Origin of the sequence: Streptomyces sp. NBC_01520 (assembly GCF_045040375.1) — a bacterium.
In the GTDB taxonomy this organism is placed as follows: domain Bacteria; phylum Actinomycetota; class Actinomycetes; order Streptomycetales; family Streptomycetaceae; genus Streptomyces.
Genome location: NZ_CP109404.1, coordinates 6,898,335 through 6,916,074, shown reverse-complemented (window position 1 = coordinate 6,916,074; position 17,740 = coordinate 6,898,335). Strand labels below are relative to the sequence as shown.

Here is a 17,740-nt window from a genome sequence, read left to right as displayed (position 1 = left end):
CGGTCAGGCGGTGCGCAGGAAGTGGTCCAGGACCCGGACGCCGAAGTGCAGGGCGTCGACGGGGACACGCTCGTCGACGCCGTGGAAGAGCGCCTGGTAGTCGAAGCCGACGGGCAGCTTCAGCGGTGAGAAGCCGTAGCCGGTGATGCCGAGCCGCGAGAACTGCTTGGCGTCCGTGCCGCCCGACATGCAGTAGGGGACGGCGTGCGAGCCCGGGTCGAACAGCTCGACGGCGGCGCGCATCTTCGCGTACGTCGGTGAGTCGACCGGTGCTTCGAGGGGGACCTCGCGGTGGTCGAACTCCCACGCGACGCCGGGCCCGGTCAGCCGGTCCATGGTCTCGATGAACTCGTCCTCGGCGCCCGGCAGCATACGGCCGTCGATGTGGGCGGTGGCCCGGCCGGGGATGACGTTGACCTTGTATCCGGCGTCCAGCATGGTCGGGTTGCTGCTGTTGCGTACGGTCGCCTCGACCAGCGCGGCGGCCGGGCCGAGCTTGCCGAGCAGCTCGTCCACGTCGAATCCGGGCGTGTCGAGGTCGACCCGGATGTGGTGGAGCGCGGCGATCTCGGTGAGGGCGGCCCGTACGGTCGGGGTCAGCCGCACCGGCCACTCGTGCTCCCCGATCCGGGCGACGGCGGCGGCGAGCGTGCTGACGGCGTTGGCCCGGTTGACCTTGGAGCCGTGTCCCGCCTTGCCCTCGGCGGTGAGCTTCAGCCAGCCGGTGCCCCGTTCACCTGCCGCGATGGGGTAGAGGGACATTCCGGGACCGGCGTGGAAGGTGAAGGCCCCGGACTCGCTGATGCCCTCCGTGCAGCCCTCGAAGAGCTCCGGGTGCCGGTCGGCGAGGAAGCCCGAGCCGTCGTCGGCGCTGGCCTCCTCGTCGGCCGTGTAGGCGATGACGATGTCACGGCGGGGGCGGACCCCTGCGCGCGCCCAGGCCCGGACGACGGCGAGGACCATCGCGTCCATGTTCTTCATGTCGACGGCGCCACGTCCCCACACGACGCCGTCGCGGACCTCGCCGGAGAAGGGGTGCACGCTCCAGTCGGCCGCTTCGGCGGGCACCACGTCGAGGTGGCCGTGGACGAGCAGGGCGTCGGCCGACGGGTCGGTGCCCTCGATCCGGGCCACCACGTTCGTCCGTCCGGGCGTGCGCTCCAGCAGCGCGGGCTCCAGCCCGGCGGCGGCCAGCCGTTCGGCGACGTACTCGGCGGCCGGGCGTTCCCGGCAGCTGCCGTCGCCGCTGTTGGTGGTGTCGATCCGGATCAGCTCGGAGGTGAAGGTCACCGATTCGTCGAGCGCCAGGTCGTCGGCACCGGGCGGGGTGGTCGTCTCAGCCATACTGTTCCTCCACGGCGGACGACACGATCGTCGTCACCGCCTTGAACGTGCGAATACCTTCGTACATCGTCCCGCTGGTATAGGCGACGCGCCGCTCGCCACTGGGCGCCACGCCGGGTACCACGGTCGCGGCAGCGGCCAGATGCTCGGCGTCGAACTCCAGCTCCACCGTGTATGTCCCGTCCGTCACGGGTGTGTGGCGCACCGCGAGTGCGGTCGCGTCCTTGGCCGCCGCCCTGATGTCGGCGGCGGTACGGGCCGGGGTGCGGCACACGGCGGCGTACCGCGACACATGGTCCTTCACTGCGACCTTGCGTGCGGCGGGGGCGTAGAGATCTGCGTCCTTGCAGGTCAGGTCGTCGCCGGTGACGAGGATGACGGGGACACCGTACTCCGCGGCGACATGGGCGTTCAGCAGCCCCTCGCTCGCGCGGACACCGTTCAGCCAGACCCCGGTGATGGAGTTGGCGAGGTAGGTGTGGGCGAGGACGCCCTCCGTACCCGCGCCGGTGTGGTAGCCGACGAACGCGATGGCGTCGACGTCCCCGTGCTGGATCCCCTCGACCATGGAAAGGGACTTGTGCCTGCCGGTGAGCATCTGGACGCGGTCGTCGAGCCGCTCCAGGAGGAGGTTGCGCATCGACCAGTGGGCCTCGTTGACGAGGACCTCGTCGGCTCCCCCGTCGTAGAAGCCGAGGGCCGCGGCGTTCACGTCGGAGGTGAACAGCGAGCGGCACCTCTCCCACTGCGGGGTGCCGGGCAGCACGTCGGCCGGCCACGTCACACCGGTCGCGCCCTCCATGTCGGCACTGACGAGGATCTTCACGGTGCGCGGTCCTGTCGCTCGTCGGTCGGTTACGGTGCGTACGGCCACCGCGCCTGTCGTGCGACATCGGTACCCGTACGGCTGACGGATATCCCCCGCCCGTCTCCGGGAAGAAGATCTTCGTGCCGCATCACGGTACGCGCCGGGACGGCACGGGACCAGAGCCGCCGTGATCTGTCACTGGTCCAGTCCGGTGACGTGGGGGGGCGGGAACTCACCGGTGGGCGGTGGTGGCACACTGGCCGCCGATCGTGCGAAGGAGTCCGCAGTGCCGATGATCCGCAATCTCCGCCGGGCGGTCCGCCGCGCCTACCGCGGCACGGTGGACCTGAGCCATCCGGCCCGCTCGCCGCTCGGCAGCGCGGTGGTCAACTGCGTGCTGTACGAGGACGGGCTGCGCCACCCGTCCGACTGCCCGGCGGACGAGGCCCTGCGCCGGGTCCGGTCCTCCGGGCGGGGTTTCGTCTGGCTCGGTCTGCACGAGCCGTCCGCGGCCGAACTCGCCGGTGTGGCCGAGCTGTTCGCGCTGCATCCGCTGGCCGTCGAGGACTCCGTGCACGCCCGTCAGCAGCCCAAGGTGGAGCGGTACGACGGGACGCTGTTCGCCGTCTTCAAGACGTGCCGCTACGTCGAGCACGAGGAGCTCACCGCGACCAGCGAGGTGGTCGACACCGGGGAGATCATGGTCTTCACCGGTGCCGACTTCGTGATCACCGTCCGGCACGGCAGCCACGGCTCGCTCGGACCGCTGCGCGAGGGCCTGGAGGCCACGCCCGAGCGGCTGGCCCAGGGGCCGGCGGCCGTGCTGCACGCGATAGCCGACCGGGTGGTCGACGACTACCTCGTCGTGGCCGACGCCATGCAGCACGACATCGACGCCGTGGAGACCGCGGTGTTCAGCGAGCACGCGGGCCGGGGCGACGCGGGCCGCATCTACCAGCTGAAGCGTGAACTCCTGGAGTTCAAGCGGGCGGTGTCCCCGCTGGACCGGCCGCTGCAGGCGCTGGCGAGCCAGGTCATGGAGCCGGTGGGTCCCCGCTTCCAGCCGTACTTCCGTGACGTGGCCGGGCATCTGGCCCGCACGGCCGAGCAGATCGCGTCGTTCGACGCACTGCTCGACTCCGTGCTGCAGGCCCACCTCGCGCAGGTGACCGTCGCCCAGAACGAGGACATGCGCAAGATCACGGCATGGGCGGCGATCGTCGCCGTACCCACCATGGTGTGCGGGGTGTACGGCATGAACTTCGACCACATGCCGGAACTGCGGTGGACGTACGGGTATCCCACGGTCCTCGGTGTGATGGCCATGGCGTGCTTCGTCATCCACCGCGGGTTCCGGCGCAACGGCTGGCTCTGACCCACGGGACGGCGGCGGTCGCCGGCCGGCCCGCGGCGACGCGCCTTGTCCGGACCGCCGTGAACGGTCGATCAGCTGCGGATGGGATCCGGAGTCCAGGCGTTCGTCGCCGAAGGCCCGGAACCGGCCCCGGCCCGCTGCCGGAGGTGACCACGGCCGGTCCGCAGGACGGCGCATGGCACCGCACGCTCCGGAACCGGAAGCCCTCTGACGAGGCCTGACGCCCGGAAGCCGTCAGGGGCGGGCCGTTCCCTTGAGGAGTTCGTCGATGCGGGTGAGCTCCTCCTCGCCGAACTCCAGGTTGCGGACCGCGTCCACGCTGTTCTCCAGCTGGGCGACACTGCTCGCGCCGACGACGGCGGAGGTGACCCGGCCGCCGCGCAGAACCCAGGCCAGCGCCAGCTGGGCCAGGGACTGCCCGCGCTCCCGCGCCAGCTCGTTCAGCGCGCCGAGTCGGCCCACCAGCTCGGGGGTGACGGAGTCGGCCGACAGGAACGGGCTGGCGCCCGCGGCGCGCGAGCCCTCCGGGATGCCACGCAGATAGCGGTCGGAGAGGATGCCCTGCTCCAGCGGCGAGTAGGCGACGGAGCCGGTGCCGAGCTCGTCCAGGGTGTCCAGCAGCCCGTCCTCCACCCAGCGGTCCAGCATCGAGTAGCGGGGCTGGTGGATGAGGAGCGGGGTGCCCAGCTCGTTCAGGATCCGGGCGGCCTCGCGGGTCTGTTCGGCGGAGTAGTTGGAGATGCCGGCGTACAGCGCCTTGCCCTGGCGGACCGCGGTGTCGAGCGCCCGCATGGTCTCCTCGAGCGGGGTGTCGGGGTCGAAGCGGTGCGAGTAGAAGATGTCGACGTAGTCGATGCCGAGCCGGGTCAGGCTCTGGTCCAGCGAGGAGCGCAGGTACTTGGCGGACCCCCACTCGCCGTACGGGCCGTCCCACATGTGGTAGCCGGCCTTGGTCGAGATGACGATCTCGTCCCGGAGGCGGGCGAAGTCGGTCTTCAGGGCGCGGCCCATCGATACCTCGGCGGAGCCGGGCGGGGGCCCGTAGTTGTTGGCGAGGTCGAAGTGGGTGATGCCCAGGTCGAACGCACGGCGCAGGATCGCGCCCTGGCTCTCCGGGGTCCGGTCGCCTCCGAAGTTGTGCCACAGCCCGAGCGACAGCGCGGGGAGCAGCAGGCCGCTGCGTCCGGTGCGCCGGTAGGGCATGGCGGTGTAGCGGTCGGCGGACGGAAGGTACATGCGAGCACTCCGCGGGAGAGGTCCGGGCGAGCGCGCCAGGTCTGGTGCGCGGGTCCAGACTGGCGGAGATCGATCCAGCGGTCCAACAGGAGATTCCGCTGGGATTCATCGATTAGATTGCTCAATCATGGAACTGCGTCAGCTGGAGCACTTCGTCGCCGTCGCCGAGGAGCAGCACTTCACCCGCGCGGCGGAACGCCTCGCCGTGTCCCAGTCCGGGCTCTCCTCGTCGGTCCGGGCGCTGGAGCAGGAGCTGAAGACCCCGCTGTTCAGCCGCACGACCCGCACGGTGCGGCTCACCGAGGCGGGGCAGGCACTGCTCGTGGAGGCGGAGCGCACGCTCGCGGGGGCCAGGGCCGCGAGGGACGCCGTCGACGCCGTACGGGGGCTGCTGCGCGGCACGCTGACGCTGGGGGTCGAACAGTGTGTGGCAGGTGTCAGTCCGGCCCGGTTGCTCGCCGCCTTCCACCGGGAGCATCCGCACATGGAGATCCGGCTCCGGCAGGAGGGCACCTCCAGCCTGCTGGAGGGGGTGGCCGGCGGGCGTCTGGACCTGGCGTTCGCCGCCACCGTCAGCCCGCTGGAATGGCGGGGTGAGCTCCTGCCGCTGGCGCGCGAGCCCATGGTCGTCCTGTGCGCCCCCGGTCATCGTCTCGGGGCGGTGTCCCGGGTGGCGTGGACCGGGCTGCACGGTGAGCCGTTCATCGACTTCCACCCGGACTGGGGGCCGCGCCGCGCGGCGGACGAGGCGTTCGCCGCGGCGGGGGTGCGCCGCACGGTGGCGCTGGAGGTCAACGACGTGCACAGCCTGCTGGAGCTGGTCCACGAGGGCCTCGGCATCGCGGTGGTGCCGCACCACTTCTCCCGTAAGCAGGAGGCGCGGGGGCTCGTGGTGGTGGAGCTCGACGGCCCGCACCGGCCGGTCTACGAGAGCGTGGTGCTGCTCCCGCCGTCCCGGGCCATGAGCCCGGGGGCGCGGGCGCTGATGACGCTGGTCCGGGAGGACCCCCTGCGCTGAGGCAGCCCGCCCGGTCGCTCAGCCGCCGGGTCGCCCGGCCGTCTGCAGCTCAGCTCCTCAGCCGCTCAGGGCTTCGGCGAACGCGCCCGCTTCCTGCTCGACCCCGCTGCAGGTGTCGTCGGCCTCGGTGACGTCCTCGCCGTCGGTGCACGGCCGGTCGCGGAAGGCCGACCACGTGGAGAGCGCGCCGACCCCCTTCTCGGTGGCGAAGCGGCGCAGGGACGCGGCGTCGGCGAGTGTGAAGGTCTCCCCCGCCACGTCGTTGACCCCGATCATCACGGTGAGGTGCAGTGCCTTCCAGGCCGCGCCCCGTGACAGGCCGAGCACGTCGACGAGCTGGTCGTGGGCCGCTTCGGCGGCCTGTTCCGCGTAGTCGCCCATGTCGCCGTCGTGGGACGTGCTGTAGTTCATGGCCATGATGTTGACCGCCGAGACGTCGACGCCCCGGTCCACCGCGTCCTGGACGATGGCGAGCCCCGTGTCCTCGAGCCCTTCGGGCATCACGGGCAGCGTGTAGGTGACGTCGAGGTCGCGCTCCTTCTGGAGCAGGGCCAGCGCCTCGTCGCGCCGGGTCACGGACGCGGGGTCGGTGAGCGCGTCGCCCTCGATGTCGAAGTCGGCCTTCGTGGCGCCGACCGCGTCGAGCACCTCGGCGTAGGCGTCGGCCAGTTCCTCCGCGCTGTCGCAGGCCAGTGCCGCCTCGGTACCCGCGGCCCCGCCGAAGGAGACCCGGACGTCGGCGCCGTCGGCGGTGAGCGCGGCGACACGGGCGACGACCGCGTCACCGGTCACCGCCGTGGTGCCGCCCCAGAGAGGGGTGCACCCCGACGTGTCGGAGGTGACGAAGGCCAGGTTGTACGTGTCGGGGGAACCCGCGTCGTCGGTGTCGGAGGCGGTGGTCGCGCTCACGTACGGGGTGTACGCGGTCTGCGCGGCCACCGGCGGAGGCGGCGCGGACCCCTTCGCCTGATCGGCGACGCCGCCCGTCGAGCAGGCCGAGCAGGCCAGACCGAGCGCGATCAGCCCCGTGACGGCTGAGGACATGCGTGTGCGCCTTTGCATGACGTATGTACACCTGCTTCCGGAGAGTCGCCCGGACCAGCGGCCGGTGCTGCCGGGGCACCATGAACCTCTCACACCACGAGCCTGCGCGAAGCCACAGGAAACTCGTGGGAAAGGACCGGCGGGGGTCACCGAGAACGGCCAACTCCCCTTGTCGGGGCGGGTGCGGGCGACCTGGAGCAGGTGCGCGGCACCCGGTGCGCTCTCAGCGGCCCGACAGGTTCGGGCCGCTTTCACAGCGTGCGGCCAGGAATGCTCCAGACTTCGCACAACAAGCTTCGCCACCATGCGCACATGCAATCCGACCCCGTCATCGAGAAAGACCTGGCGCCGCGCGGCCGGCGCCGGGCACACGCAGGCCCGGCCCGCTCGGCCGGCCGCCGCCGCGCGGCGGAACAGCCCCGGGAAGGGCCCGTCTTCGTGGACAGCTCCGGCCGCCGGGCCAAGCTGCTGCGCCGCGCCGGAATGCTGCTGGGCGCCGTCTGCGTCGGGTACGCCGCCGTGCTGGGGCTCGCCTTCATGGGCGGCATCTCCCTGACCCCGTCCCAGCTGCTCCCCTTTAACGGCGGTCCCGGCGCGGAGGCCGGCCCGGGCGGGACGCGGCCCGGCTACGGCATGCCGCCGGGCGGCACCGCACCCCCGAGCGACGCGCCGACGCCTCCGGTGTCCGGCGGGGCGAAACCGTCCGGCCGGGCCACGGCGACAGTGACGGCATCGGCATCGGCATCGGGCGAGGCGAACTGATGGCCGCTGCACGCCGCCGGCACGCCACACCGGGCAGGATCGGCCGGGTGGGGCGCCAGGCCGTCCCCCGGCCCCGCGTGATCATGGCGCTGCTGCTGTTGCTGGGGCTGGTCTGCACGATGCTGCTGGACGGCTATCTGCGCGCCGAGGTCGGGAACGACCAGCGGGTGCGCTCCGAAGCCTCCGCGGACACGGTCCCCAGCGATGTGCTGGAGGGCGGTCCCATCCTGAGCTTCACCGACGGCACCGCCCGTACGCAGTCCGTGCCGGACAAGACCATCGTGCTGACCTTCGACGACGGCCCCGATCCGGAGTGGAGCGAGAAGGTGATGGACATCCTGGACGAGAACGACGTGCCGGGCACCTTCTTCCTCGTCGGCTCGATGATCTCCCGCTATCCGGACGTCGTCCGCAGGATGGTCGACGGGGGCAACGAGGTGGGCGTCCACACCTTCACCCACGTCGACCTCTCCTATCAGAGCGAGGCCCGCGTGAAGCGGGAGATCGCCCAGACGCAGCTCGCCCTGGCGGGCGCCGCCGGGATCACGACGACGCTGTTCCGCGCCCCGTACTCCTCGAAGAACGAGGCGATCGACGACTACAGCTGGCCCGTCTACCAGCGTCTCGGCGCGATGGGCTACACCAGTGTGTTCATCGACACCGACAGCGAGGACTGGCAGCAGCCGGGCGTCTCCGAGATCGTCAAGTGGGCGACTCCGGAGGACGGCGAGGGTGCCTCGGTGCTCTTCCACGACGCGGGCGGCGACCGTTCCGAGACGCTGGCCGCACTGCCGAAGTACATCAAGAAGATGAAGGCGAAGGGCTACACCTTCACCACGGTCAGCGGCGCGCAGCAGCAGGACACCGCCGCCGGTGAGGACGGCGCCCCGACGGCCGGTGGGGCACAGCCCGGACCCGCGCGGGCCGGCACCCCGCAGGGCAACGCGGACCAGGCCGCCCACCGGAATGCCGACACCGCCAGCCTGTGGGAGGGCCGTGCGCTGCTCGCCGCCGTCGCCGTGGCGGAGTGGACCGTGCCGGGGCTGGCCGCCGTGCTGGCGGTCGTCGGGGTCGCGGTCCTGGGCCGCTTCGGCATGATGCTCCTCCTCGCCCGGCGCCACTACCGGCAGCGCAACCGGCGCCGGTTCTCGTGGGGGCCGGAGGTGACCGGGCCGGTGACCGTGATCGTTCCGGCGTACAACGAGAAGGAGTGCATCGCGAGCACCCTCAACTCCCTGACGGCGAGCACCCATCCGATCGAGATCCTGGTCGTCGACGACGGTTCGACCGACGGCACGGCCGAGATCGCCGAGTCGCTCGGCCTGCCCAACGTCCGGGTCGTCCGGCAGGAGAACGCGGGCAAGTCCGCGGCCCTCAACAACGGTGTGCGGCACGCACGTCACGACATCGTCGTGATGATGGACGGGGACACCGTCTTCGAGCCCGGCACGGTGCACCAGCTCGTCCAGCCGTTCGCCGACCCCGGGATCGGTGCCGTCGCGGGCAACGCGAAGGTCGGCAACCGCTCCACGATGATCGGCGCCTGGCAGCACATCGAGTACGTGATGGGCTTCAACCTGGACCGCAGGATGTACGACCTGCTGCGCTGCATGCCCACCATCCCCGGCGCCATCGGGGCGTTCCGCCGTGAGGCCGTGCTGGAGGTCGGCGGGATGAGCGAGGACACACTCGCCGAGGACACCGACATCACGATCGCCCTGCACCGTGCGGGCCGGCGCGTCGTGTACGCCGAACACGCCCGTGCCTGGACCGAGGCACCCGCGTCGCTGGGCCAGTTGTGGCGGCAGCGCTACCGCTGGAGCTACGGCACGATGCAGGCGCTCTGGAAGCACCGCGGGTCCGTGACCGACCGGGGGCCGTCCGGACGCTTCGGCCGGGTCGGTATGCCGCTGGTCGTCCTCTTCCAGATCGTCACGCCGGTGTTCGCCCCGCTCATCGACGTGTTCACGCTCTACGCCATGGTCTTCGTGGACTTCCGGGCCTCGCTGCTCGCCTGGCTCGCGGTGCTGGGCGTCCAACTGTTCTGTGCCGCCTACGCGTTCCGCCTCGACCGGGAGAAGTACCGGTATCTGCTGATGCTGCCGCTCCAGCAGCTCGCGTACCGGCAGCTGATGTACCTCGTGCTGATCCACTCGTGCGTGACCGCCGCGACGGGCGGCCGGCTGCGCTGGCAGAAGCTGAAACGGACCGGCGAGGTGGGTACGCCCGCCCCAGGTGCGGGGGCGGGGTGATGACGGGTGCGCACCGCAGGACGGCGCCCGCGCCGGCCACGGGCCGCGACCGCTCCTTCGACGTGCTGCGGGCCTTCGCGCTCGTACGGGTGGTGACCTACCACACCTTCGAATGGCCCTGGCTGGGGTTCCTCTTCCCCTCGATGGGGGTGATGTTCGCGCTGGCCGGTTCGCTCATGGCCCGTTCGCTGGCCCGGCCGGCCCTGGGAGTGATCCGCAGCCGGCTGCGGAGGCTGCTGATCCCGGTGTGGGTCTTCGGTCTCGTCCTCGGGGTGGCGATGCTGCTGCACGGCTGGGTGCCGGGGCCGGACGTCCTGTACTGGGTACTGCCGCTCGGTGATCCGCCGGGCGACGAGTGGGGCGAGCAGGCCTGGGCGGTGCTCTGGTACCTGCGGACCTATCTGTGGTTCGTGCTGCTGTCGCCGGTGCTGCTGCGCGTCTTCCGTACCGCTCCCCTCGCGGTGCTCGCGCTGTCGCTCGTGCCCGTCGCGGTCCTGGAGACGGTGGTGGCCGTGCCGGACGGGCGCCTGGGCAGCGCTGTCAGCGACCTGTCCGTGTTCCTGTTCTGCTGGCTGCTGGGCTTCGCCCACCGCGAGGGTGTGCTCGACCGGCTCCGCGGGGCGGGGGCGGCCGCCGCCGCACTGCCGCTGATGGCTGCCGGTGCCTGGTGGGCGCTACGGCATCCGGTGGACGGCCTGGTCGACCTGGACGACATCCCGCTCGCCCAGGCGCTGTGGTCGGCGGGCTTCGTGCTGCTCCTGCTGCGCTTCCGGCCCCGGTCCGACGGGCTCGCGCGCCGTCCGGTGGCCGACCGGATCGTCACCGTGTTCAACGCGCGCGCCGTGACCGTCTATCTCTGGCACGAGGTGGCGCTGATGGCCGCCGTACCGCTGATCGATCTGATGTGGGGGGTTCCGGCGCTGGAGCGGCATCTTCCGCTGGAGAGCCTGTGGGTTCAGTTCGGTGTCGCCTGGGTGCTGATCGCGGTCGCGGTGCTGTGTCTGGGGTGGGTCGAGGACGTCGCGGCGAAACGGGGGCCGCGCCTGCTGCCGTGAGAAGAGGGCGGTGGCCCCTTCAGGCCCGGCCCGTGCCGGCCAGGACGAACCACCGGGCCGGCAGGGCTATACGGGTGCCGTCCGGCAGGTATTCGGTCTGGGCCAGCGCGGTGTCCCCGCAGACCAGCACGGTCAGGCCTGCGGCGCGCAGGAGTTCGGGCACCTCCTCCTCCGTGGCGCTCGCGGGCTTCAGCCGGTGGTCGAGGACCCGGCGCAGCTTCGGGGGCGGCCCCTCCGGGCTCTCCGCGGCCCGCCGGATCACGTCCTTGGCCGCCGGGGTCAGTTCGGCGACGAAGGCCCGCCCCTTCTCCCCCACCAGCTCCGCGACGGCGGCGGCGACGGCGGGCCTGGCCTCGGGCTCGCTCTGGTGGATCACCGCCCGCATGTACACGTTGGTGTCGCCGGTCCGCTCGTGCAGCGCCCGTACCGCCTCCCCGTCGACGAGGTCGAGCCGGGCGAACTCGGCGACCCCTTCGGTGTCCGCCCGGCGCGCGAGCGCGACCGCCGCGTGCGAGAGGTCCACGCCGATCGCCCGCGCGAAGCGGGTGGCGAGGAAGCGGGTCTGGGTCCCGTTGCCGCAGCCGACGTCGACGACGGGCAACGAGGCATCGGCGTACGGGAGGAGGAGCTCGCTGTGCGGCTGGGCGGCCAGGGACGGGTCGGCGTCCCAGATGGCCTCGCCCGGCGCGTCCGAGGTGGCCGCCCAGAAGTCTTCCCACGCCTCGCGGTATCCCGATGACACGTTCATGCGTACTCCCCGTCGTCGTACGGCTGTTCAGTCCCTGCGCGTCCGCGCGAGAACCATACTCAGTCCGCGTGCCCCAGCTGGAGGTCGCGTTCGGTCCGGCCGCCACCGGGGACCTGGAGCACGGTGGCGACCGGCGGGTAGCCGGCGGCGATCACGGTGTACTCACCGGTCGACAGGTCCACGAAGCGGAACGCCCCGTCGGGTCCGGTGGTGAGCGTGTCGACGACGTTGCCCGCCGCGTCCAGCAGGGTGACCCTGGCGTCCTCGACGGCCCGCCCGCCCGCGGCCCGTACGACCCCGCGCAGCACGGCCCCGCCGGCCAGTTCGATGTCCTGCCTGGTCTCCCGGGCCGCCTGCACGCTGACCGGCAGGGCTGCGGGGCGGAAGGCCGGGGCGCTGGCCGCCAGGGTGTATTCGCCGGCCACCAGCTCGCCGATCACATAACCGCCCTCCCGCCCCGTGCGGGTGGTCGCGACGACCTCGCCGCGCACATCGGTGAGGGTCACCGCCGCGTCGCGGACCGGGGCCCCGTCCGGGGTGACGACCGCGCCCGCGAGCCGTCCCGCACCACCGAGCACCACGTCGAGTTCCACGGGCCGCTCGCCGACGGTGACGCTGACGGCCTGCGGCTGGTGCCCGCCGGCCGCCGCGATCAGGACGTACGAGCCGGCGCCGGGCGCGCTCAGCGCGTACCGCCCGTCGTCGCCGCTCGCACCCCGTCCGATCTGCTGCCCCTGGACGTCGATGAGGGTGAGCGCGGCCCGCCCCACCTTCGTCCCGTCGGGGTGCTGGACGCTGCCGCAGACCGGGACGCCCGAGAGCCGTCCGGGCTGCGGGGGGCCGGGCTCGATGCGGGCCGAGGGAATCGTGGAGTGCGTCGCGGTCGGGTCGGCGGCCGTGCCGGGGGTGTGGTGGGACACCAGGGGTTTCTCCTTGAGGAAGAAGGCGAGGAACAGGCCGAGCAGGAGCACCGGCACGAGGTAAAGAAAGATCCGGGGCATCGCGTCGGCGTACGCCTGGATGTAGGCGTCGCGCAGCGCGGGCTCCATGGCGTGGACCAGCTGCGGGGTGATCGACTCCGGGTCGGGCAGGTCCGCCCCGGACGGGAGCCGCACCTCGAGCGCGTCCGCGAGCCGTCCCGCGAACAGGGTCCCGAAGATGGCGGCGCCGACGCTGCCGCCGATCTGCCGGAAGTAGTTGTGCGCACTGGTGGCGGTGCCGAGGTCGGAAGGGCGGACGGAGTTCTGCACGGCCAGCACCAGGATGGACATGACGAGGCCGATCCCGACGCCCAGGACGGCCTGCCAGATCCCGTACTCCAGCGCCGAGGTGCCGGTGTCCAGGAGGGAGAGCAGCCACATGCCGACGACCGACACGGCTCCGCCGGCCAACGGGAAGACGCGGTAGCGGCCGGTGCGTGAGACGAGCTGGCCCGAGACGACTGAGGCGATGACGATGCCGCCCATCATGGGGAGCATCAGCAGCCCGGACTCGGTGGCGGACACGCCCTCGACCATCTGGAGGTAGGTCGGCAGATAGCTGGCGGCCCCGAAGAGCGCGACGCCGACGACCGCGCCCACCAGCGAGGTGACGTTGAAGACCGAGTCGCGGAACAGGCGGGGCGGAATGATGGGTTCGGCGGCCCGGCGCTCGACGACGAGGAAGATCAGGGTCGTTCCGGCAGCTCCGGCGGCGAGCCCGAGAACGGTGCGCGAGCCCCAGGCGTATTCGGTGCCGCCCCAGCTGGTGAGCAGCACCAGGCAGGTCGAGGCGACGGCGAGCAGCAGCGCGCCGAGTACGTCGAGGCGGGGGCGGACGGACGGCTTGGGGAGTTTCAGTACGACGGCGATGACGGCGAGCGTGACCAGTCCGAACGGCACGTTGATGTAGAAGCACCAGCGCCAGGAGGCGTGGTCGGTGAAGAAGCCGCCGAGCAGCGGTCCGGCGACGGAGGCGAGGCCGAAGACGGCCCCGATGAGCCCCATGTAGCGGCCGCGTTCCCTGGCCGGGACGATGTCGGCGATGATCGCCTGGACACCGATCATGAGCCCGCCGCCGCCGATGCCCTGGACGGCCCGGAAGGCGATGAGTTCGTCCATGGTGCGTGACCAGCCGGCCAGCGCCGAGCCGATGATGAAGACGACGATCGCGAACTGGAAGACGCCCTTGCGGCCGAAGAGGTCGCCGAGCTTCCCGTAGACCGGCAGGCCGATGGTGGAGGCGAGCAGATAGGCGGTGACCGCCCAGGACATCTTGTCCAGGCCGTGCAGTTCACCGACGATCTTCGGCAGGGCGGTGGCGACGATCATCTGGTCGAGCGCCGCGAGGAGCAGCGTGAGCATCAGCCCGAGGAACACCAGGCGGATCCGGCGGGGGCTGATCTCCTCGGCCGAGAGGGCCGGGACCGGGGCGGGCGGTGGGGGCGGGGCAGGCGCAGCACCTCCCGCGCCACTCGGCCCGTCCTTCACCAAAGTGATCCCACCCACCACGTGACGCTCCCCTCGTCGCTGCTGCGCCGCCCATTTCTCGCACCAGGCGGTAAGGCGGGGCAAACGCGACCGGGCGCGCGAACGGCGCACACAAAGGGCTTATGCGCCGGTGGGAGGCGCTACGGCGCACAACCGGCCGTCCCGGAAAACCACCCGTTCCGGTGAGGCCGGTTGCGGAGCCGGTGAAGTCAGCGCACGGGCTACTTCTCGACCTCGGTGGCGAGGTTCTGCAGCAACTCGTCGTAGATCCGGCCGAGTCCCTTGGGGGCGAAGGTCCTCTCGAAGAACCCGCCGATGCCGCCGGCGCCGTCCCAGACGGTCGTGACGACGGCCTTGGACTTGCCCTCCCCGGCCGGTGTGACGATCCAGGTGGTGACCATCGAGGAGTTGCGGTCCTTCTCGACCAGCTGGCCGTCGGTCGGCTCCGTGACCTCGAGCAGGCAGTCGCGGACCCGCTTGCTGGTGGCCTGGAGCTTCCAGTGCACGAGGGTGCCTTCGCCGTCCCCGCCCTCACGCACCTCGTACTCGCTGAAGTGCCCGGTCAGCACCTTGCCCCGGACCTCCTTGTAGTCGGCCAGCGCATCGAACACCGTCTCTGCGTCCGCCGCGATGATTCGCTCTGTCGTGGCCTCGACCTGCGCCATGCCTGTTCCTCCAGCACTCGGATGTTCGGGGTGCTGCTGAGCCAACCACCTCCGGTACGGCCCCTCAAAATCGGGTCCCGCGTTCCTGCCGCGCACGATCAAGGGAACAAGTGTTCTATTCTCTGCGCAGTGCTACCAAGGAGGCGTCCATGCGCTGGGACAATCTGGCCGAGAACACCGCAAAGGCGGGTAACGGCGCGCTCTTCGCTGCGGATGCGGTGACCACGCGCACCTTCGACACACCCGAATTCCGGGGGATCACCTTCCACGAGATCCGGGCCCGCTCGATCGTGAACCGGGTGCCCGGCGCGTCCCGCATGCCGTTCGAATGGACGGTGAACCCCTACCGGGGCTGCTCCCACGCCTGTGTGTACTGCTTCGCCCGCAAGACCCACAGCTATCTGGACCTGGACACCGGCCTCGGTTTCGACTCCCAGATCGTCGTCAAGATCAACGCCGGCGAACTGCTGAACCGTCATCTCGCCTCGCGGCAGTGGCACGGGGCGCACATCGCGATGGGCACGAACGTCGACTGCTACCAGCGGGCCGAGGGCCGGTACCGGCTGATGCCCGGCATCATCGAGGCGCTGCGCGACCACGCGAACCCCTTCTCCATCCTGACGAAGGGCACCCTGATCCTGCGCGACCTGGAGCTGCTGCGGCAGGCGGCGGAGGTCACCGAGGTCGGCATCTCCGTCTCCGTCGGGTTCACCGACGGCGAGCTCTGGCGCACGGTCGAGCCGGGCACCCCGTCCCCCGAGCGCCGTCTGGACGTCGTCCGCACCCTCGCCGGCAACGGCATCGGCTGCGGGGTCCTGATGGCGCCGGTCATCCCCTTCCTCGGCGACCATCCCGACCAGCTGCGCGCCACCGTCCGCGCCATCGCCGCCGCCGGGGCGACCTCGGTGACGCCGCTCGTCCTGCACCTGCGGCCCGGCGCCCGCGAGTGGTTCATGCGCTGGCTCGGACAGCACCATCCGCACCTGGTTCCGAGGTACGAACGGATGTACGCGGGCGAGGCGTACGCACCCACCTGGTACCAGCGCGGCATCACCCGCCGGGTGCACGAGCTGGCGGCCGAGTTCGGCATCGGCCCCGCGCACCGGGGCGAGGCCCGCCGGATCTCCGTACCCGAGGCGCCCGTTCCGCTGCCGGACGGCCCGGGTCCCACGCAGCTGACCCTGCTCTGACCGCACCCGCGCACCCGCTCGAACGGGTCAACTCTCGATGGAATCTGTCCTGCCGTGCCCGGATTCGGGGAGCATCCGGCGGGGGCTGTGCCGTTCACAGGCGCGTTCCCTCCACCACGGGAGGCCATATGACAACACGTGCAGGAATTCTGGTCGCGGTCGGCGCCACGGTCGCGGGTCTGGTGACCGCGGTCCCGTCCGCGGCCTCACCCACCACGTCCACCGGGACCTCCGGGACGCGTGCCACCGCGCCGGAGACGCCGAAGCCGAAGTGGACGGCCTGCGGGACGAAGACGTATCCACGGCTGCAGTGTTCGACGGTCCGTGCCCCGCTGGACCATGACCACCCGTCGGGCCGGCAGGTCACCCTCGCCCTGTCGCGGATCCCGCACACGGCGAAGACCTCCCAGGGTCCGCTGCTGGTCAACCCCGGCGGTCCCGGCGGCAGCGGGCTCTCGATGGCCGGTTTCGTGGCGGCCTCGCTGCCCGCGGAACTCGCCGCCCAGTACGACGTGATCGGCTTCGACCCGCGCGGGGTAGGAAAAAGCACCCCCGCCCTGGACTGCGTGCCGAAGTACTTCGACCCGGTGCGCCCCGATTCCGTGCCGGACTCCTACGAGGCGGAGAAGACCAGCCGGGACCGGGCCGCGTCCTTCGCCGCCGCGTGCGGGGAGAAGCACGGCGACCTGCTGCCCTTCATGGACACAGTCAGCGCGGCGAAGGACCTCGACGTGATCCGCCGGGCCCTCGGCGCCCCGCGGATCAACTACTTCGGCTACTCCTACGGCACCTACCTCGGGGCGGTGTACGCCAAGCTGTTCCCCGAGCGGGTGCGGCGCCTGGTGCTCGACTCGGTCGTCGACCCGGACGGCGTCTGGTACGAGGACAACCTCGGCCAGGACCACGCCTTCGACGCCCGCCACAAGGCGTTCGCCGCCTGGGTCGCGAAGAACGACGCCACCTACGGCCTGGGCACCGACCCTGCGCAGGTCGAGGCCGCCTGGTACCGGATGCGCGCCGCGGTGAAGGTGCACCCCGCGGCCGGCACGGTGGGCCCGGCCGAGCTGGAGGACACCTTCCTGCCGGGCGGATACTACGACGGCTACTGGCCCTACCTGGCCGAGGCGTTCGCGGCGTACGTCAACGACCGGGACGAGGACGCTCTCGCCACCGCCTACGAGAACTTCGCGGCCGGCGACTCGAGCGGCGACAACGGTTACTCCGTCTACGCGGCCGTGCAGTGCCGGGACGCCGCCTGGCCCCGGACCTGGAGCACCTGGCGCAACGACACCTGGAAGGCGCACCGCAAGTCGCCCTTCATGGCATGGAACAACACCTGGTACAACGCCCCCTGCGCCACCTGGCCGGTAGAGCCGCTGAACCCGGTGCGGGTCAGCAACGACGCGATCCCGCCGGCGCTGCTCCTCCAGGCCACGGACGACGCGGCCACCCCGTACGAGGGCGGTGTCACCCTGCACCGCAAGCTCAAGGGTTCCGCCCTCGTCGTCGAGCAGGGCGGCGGCAACCACGGCATCAGCCTGAGCGGCAACGACTGCCTGGACGCGTACCTGGTGGACTACCTCACCGACGGCACCGTCCCGCAGGCCGGCGGCAGCGGTGCCGACGCGGTCTGCGACGCGCTGCCCGAGCCGAAGCCCGCCGCGGCCGCGAAGGCGGGCGCGAACACGAAGGGCAGGACGCTGCACGGCCTGCTCGGCTTCCGCGGCTGAACCCGGCACGGCCTCCCGCCGGGGGCGTACGCCAGGGTGGACCGT

At 71.6% G+C, this 17,740-nt stretch carries 14 protein-coding genes; 7 read left to right on the top strand and 7 right to left on the bottom strand.

Annotation, left to right across the window (positions count from 1 at the left end):
• Positions 1–3: 3 nt before the first annotated feature.
• Positions 4–1,344 (bottom strand): M20/M25/M40 family metallo-hydrolase, encoded by a 1,341-nt coding sequence (locus tag OG524_RS31130; protein WP_405387325.1) that lies wholly within the window; start codon positions 1,342–1,344, stop codon positions 4–6.
• Complete coding sequence (locus OG524_RS31125) at positions 1,337–2,170, bottom strand: M55 family metallopeptidase (RefSeq protein WP_405387327.1); 834 nt, start codon at positions 2,168–2,170, stop codon at positions 1,337–1,339. Before OG524_RS31125 ends, OG524_RS31130 begins: the two co-directional genes overlap by 8 nt.
• A 274-nt stretch (positions 2,171–2,444) precedes the next feature.
• Between OG524_RS31125 and OG524_RS31120 the strand changes: the two genes are divergently transcribed.
• Positions 2,445–3,527 (top strand): magnesium and cobalt transport protein CorA, encoded by a 1,083-nt coding sequence (locus OG524_RS31120; RefSeq protein ID WP_405387329.1) that lies wholly within the window; start codon positions 2,445–2,447, stop codon positions 3,525–3,527.
• 234 nt (positions 3,528–3,761) lie between these two features.
• Here OG524_RS31120 and OG524_RS31115 read toward each other — a convergent pair whose 3' ends face one another.
• On the bottom strand, positions 3,762–4,763 hold the full coding sequence (locus tag OG524_RS31115; protein ID WP_405387331.1) for an aldo/keto reductase: 1,002 nt from the start codon (positions 4,761–4,763) through the stop codon (positions 3,762–3,764).
• Between the two features lie 127 nt (positions 4,764–4,890).
• On the opposite strand from OG524_RS31115, the gene OG524_RS31110 reads away from it, so the two are divergent.
• On the top strand, positions 4,891–5,781 hold the full coding sequence (locus tag OG524_RS31110; RefSeq protein WP_405387333.1) for a LysR family transcriptional regulator: 891 nt from the start codon (positions 4,891–4,893) through the stop codon (positions 5,779–5,781).
• 57 nt (positions 5,782–5,838) lie between these two features.
• Here OG524_RS31110 and OG524_RS31105 read toward each other — a convergent pair whose 3' ends face one another.
• The gene (locus OG524_RS31105; protein WP_405387335.1) at positions 5,839–6,843 is read right to left on the bottom strand and encodes a chitinase; all 1,005 of its coding nucleotides are present in this window, start codon (positions 6,841–6,843) and stop codon (positions 5,839–5,841) included.
• 294 nt (positions 6,844–7,137) lie between these two features.
• Between OG524_RS31105 and OG524_RS31100 the strand changes: the two genes are divergently transcribed.
• The 3 genes from OG524_RS31100 to OG524_RS31090 are packed head-to-tail and all read left to right on the top strand — an operon-like array spanning position 7,138 to position 10,894.
• Positions 7,138–7,587: a hypothetical protein gene (locus OG524_RS31100; protein ID WP_405812090.1), complete on the top strand. Its 450-nt coding sequence runs from the start codon at positions 7,138–7,140 to the stop codon at positions 7,585–7,587.
• Positions 7,587–9,839, top strand: coding sequence for a bifunctional polysaccharide deacetylase/glycosyltransferase family 2 protein (locus OG524_RS31095; protein ID WP_405812089.1), 2,253 nt, complete (start codon positions 7,587–7,589; stop codon positions 9,837–9,839). The genes OG524_RS31100 and OG524_RS31095 overlap by 1 nt, the downstream gene beginning before the upstream one ends.
• Entirely contained in the window at positions 9,839–10,894 is a 1,056-nt protein-coding gene (locus OG524_RS31090) for an acyltransferase (protein ID WP_405812088.1), read from the top strand. Before OG524_RS31095 ends, OG524_RS31090 begins: the two co-directional genes overlap by 1 nt.
• A gap of 19 nt (positions 10,895–10,913) precedes the next feature.
• Here OG524_RS31090 and OG524_RS31085 read toward each other — a convergent pair whose 3' ends face one another.
• The 3 genes from OG524_RS31085 to OG524_RS31075 all read right to left on the bottom strand — a co-directional run bounded on the left by OG524_RS31085 (position 10,914) and on the right by OG524_RS31075 (position 14,775).
• Positions 10,914–11,642 carry a class I SAM-dependent methyltransferase gene (locus OG524_RS31085; RefSeq protein ID WP_405387342.1) on the bottom strand — a complete coding sequence of 243 codons (729 nt, stop codon included), beginning with the start codon at positions 11,640–11,642 and terminating at the stop codon, positions 10,914–10,916.
• A gap of 59 nt (positions 11,643–11,701) precedes the next feature.
• A complete protein-coding gene (locus tag OG524_RS31080) occupies positions 11,702–14,131 on the bottom strand; it encodes an MFS transporter (protein ID WP_405387344.1) in 2,430 nt (809 codons plus the stop codon).
• 200 nt (positions 14,132–14,331) lie between these two features.
• On the bottom strand, positions 14,332–14,775 hold the full coding sequence (locus tag OG524_RS31075; RefSeq protein ID WP_405812087.1) for an SRPBCC family protein: 444 nt from the start codon (positions 14,773–14,775) through the stop codon (positions 14,332–14,334).
• 149 nt (positions 14,776–14,924) lie between these two features.
• On the opposite strand from OG524_RS31075, the gene OG524_RS31070 reads away from it, so the two are divergent.
• A complete protein-coding gene (locus tag OG524_RS31070) occupies positions 14,925–15,965 on the top strand; it encodes an Rv2578c family radical SAM protein (RefSeq protein WP_405812086.1) in 1,041 nt (346 codons plus the stop codon).
• A gap of 128 nt (positions 15,966–16,093) precedes the next feature.
• A complete protein-coding gene (locus OG524_RS31065; RefSeq protein ID WP_405812085.1) occupies positions 16,094–17,695 on the top strand; it encodes an alpha/beta hydrolase in 1,602 nt (533 codons plus the stop codon).
• The last annotated feature ends 45 nt before the right edge of the window (positions 17,696–17,740 follow it).

What these genes read in the sequence shown, in the direction of transcription:
- OG524_RS31065 (WP_405812085.1), top strand. Translation starts at nt 16,094, where the DNA reads ATGACAACACGTGCAGGAATTCTGGTCGCGGTCGGCGCCACGGTCGCG.
- OG524_RS31105 (WP_405387335.1), bottom strand. Translation starts at nt 6,843, where the DNA reads ATGCAAAGGCGCACACGCATGTCCTCAGCCGTCACGGGGCTGATCGCG.
- OG524_RS31100 (WP_405812090.1), top strand. Translation starts at nt 7,138, where the DNA reads ATGCAATCCGACCCCGTCATCGAGAAAGACCTGGCGCCGCGCGGCCGG.
- OG524_RS31110 (WP_405387333.1), top strand. Translation starts at nt 4,891, where the DNA reads ATGGAACTGCGTCAGCTGGAGCACTTCGTCGCCGTCGCCGAGGAGCAG.
- OG524_RS31115 (WP_405387331.1), bottom strand. Translation starts at nt 4,763, where the DNA reads ATGTACCTTCCGTCCGCCGACCGCTACACCGCCATGCCCTACCGGCGC.
- OG524_RS31085 (WP_405387342.1), bottom strand. Translation starts at nt 11,642, where the DNA reads ATGAACGTGTCATCGGGATACCGCGAGGCGTGGGAAGACTTCTGGGCG.
- OG524_RS31130 (WP_405387325.1), bottom strand. Translation starts at nt 1,344, where the DNA reads ATGGCTGAGACGACCACCCCGCCCGGTGCCGACGACCTGGCGCTCGAC.
- OG524_RS31095 (WP_405812089.1), top strand. Translation starts at nt 7,587, where the DNA reads ATGGCCGCTGCACGCCGCCGGCACGCCACACCGGGCAGGATCGGCCGG.
- OG524_RS31075 (WP_405812087.1), bottom strand. Translation starts at nt 14,775, where the DNA reads ATGGCGCAGGTCGAGGCCACGACAGAGCGAATCATCGCGGCGGACGCA.
- OG524_RS31090 (WP_405812088.1), top strand. Translation starts at nt 9,839, where the DNA reads ATGACGGGTGCGCACCGCAGGACGGCGCCCGCGCCGGCCACGGGCCGC.
- OG524_RS31120 (WP_405387329.1), top strand. Translation starts at nt 2,445, where the DNA reads ATGATCCGCAATCTCCGCCGGGCGGTCCGCCGCGCCTACCGCGGCACG.
- OG524_RS31070 (WP_405812086.1), top strand. Translation starts at nt 14,925, where the DNA reads ATGCGCTGGGACAATCTGGCCGAGAACACCGCAAAGGCGGGTAACGGC.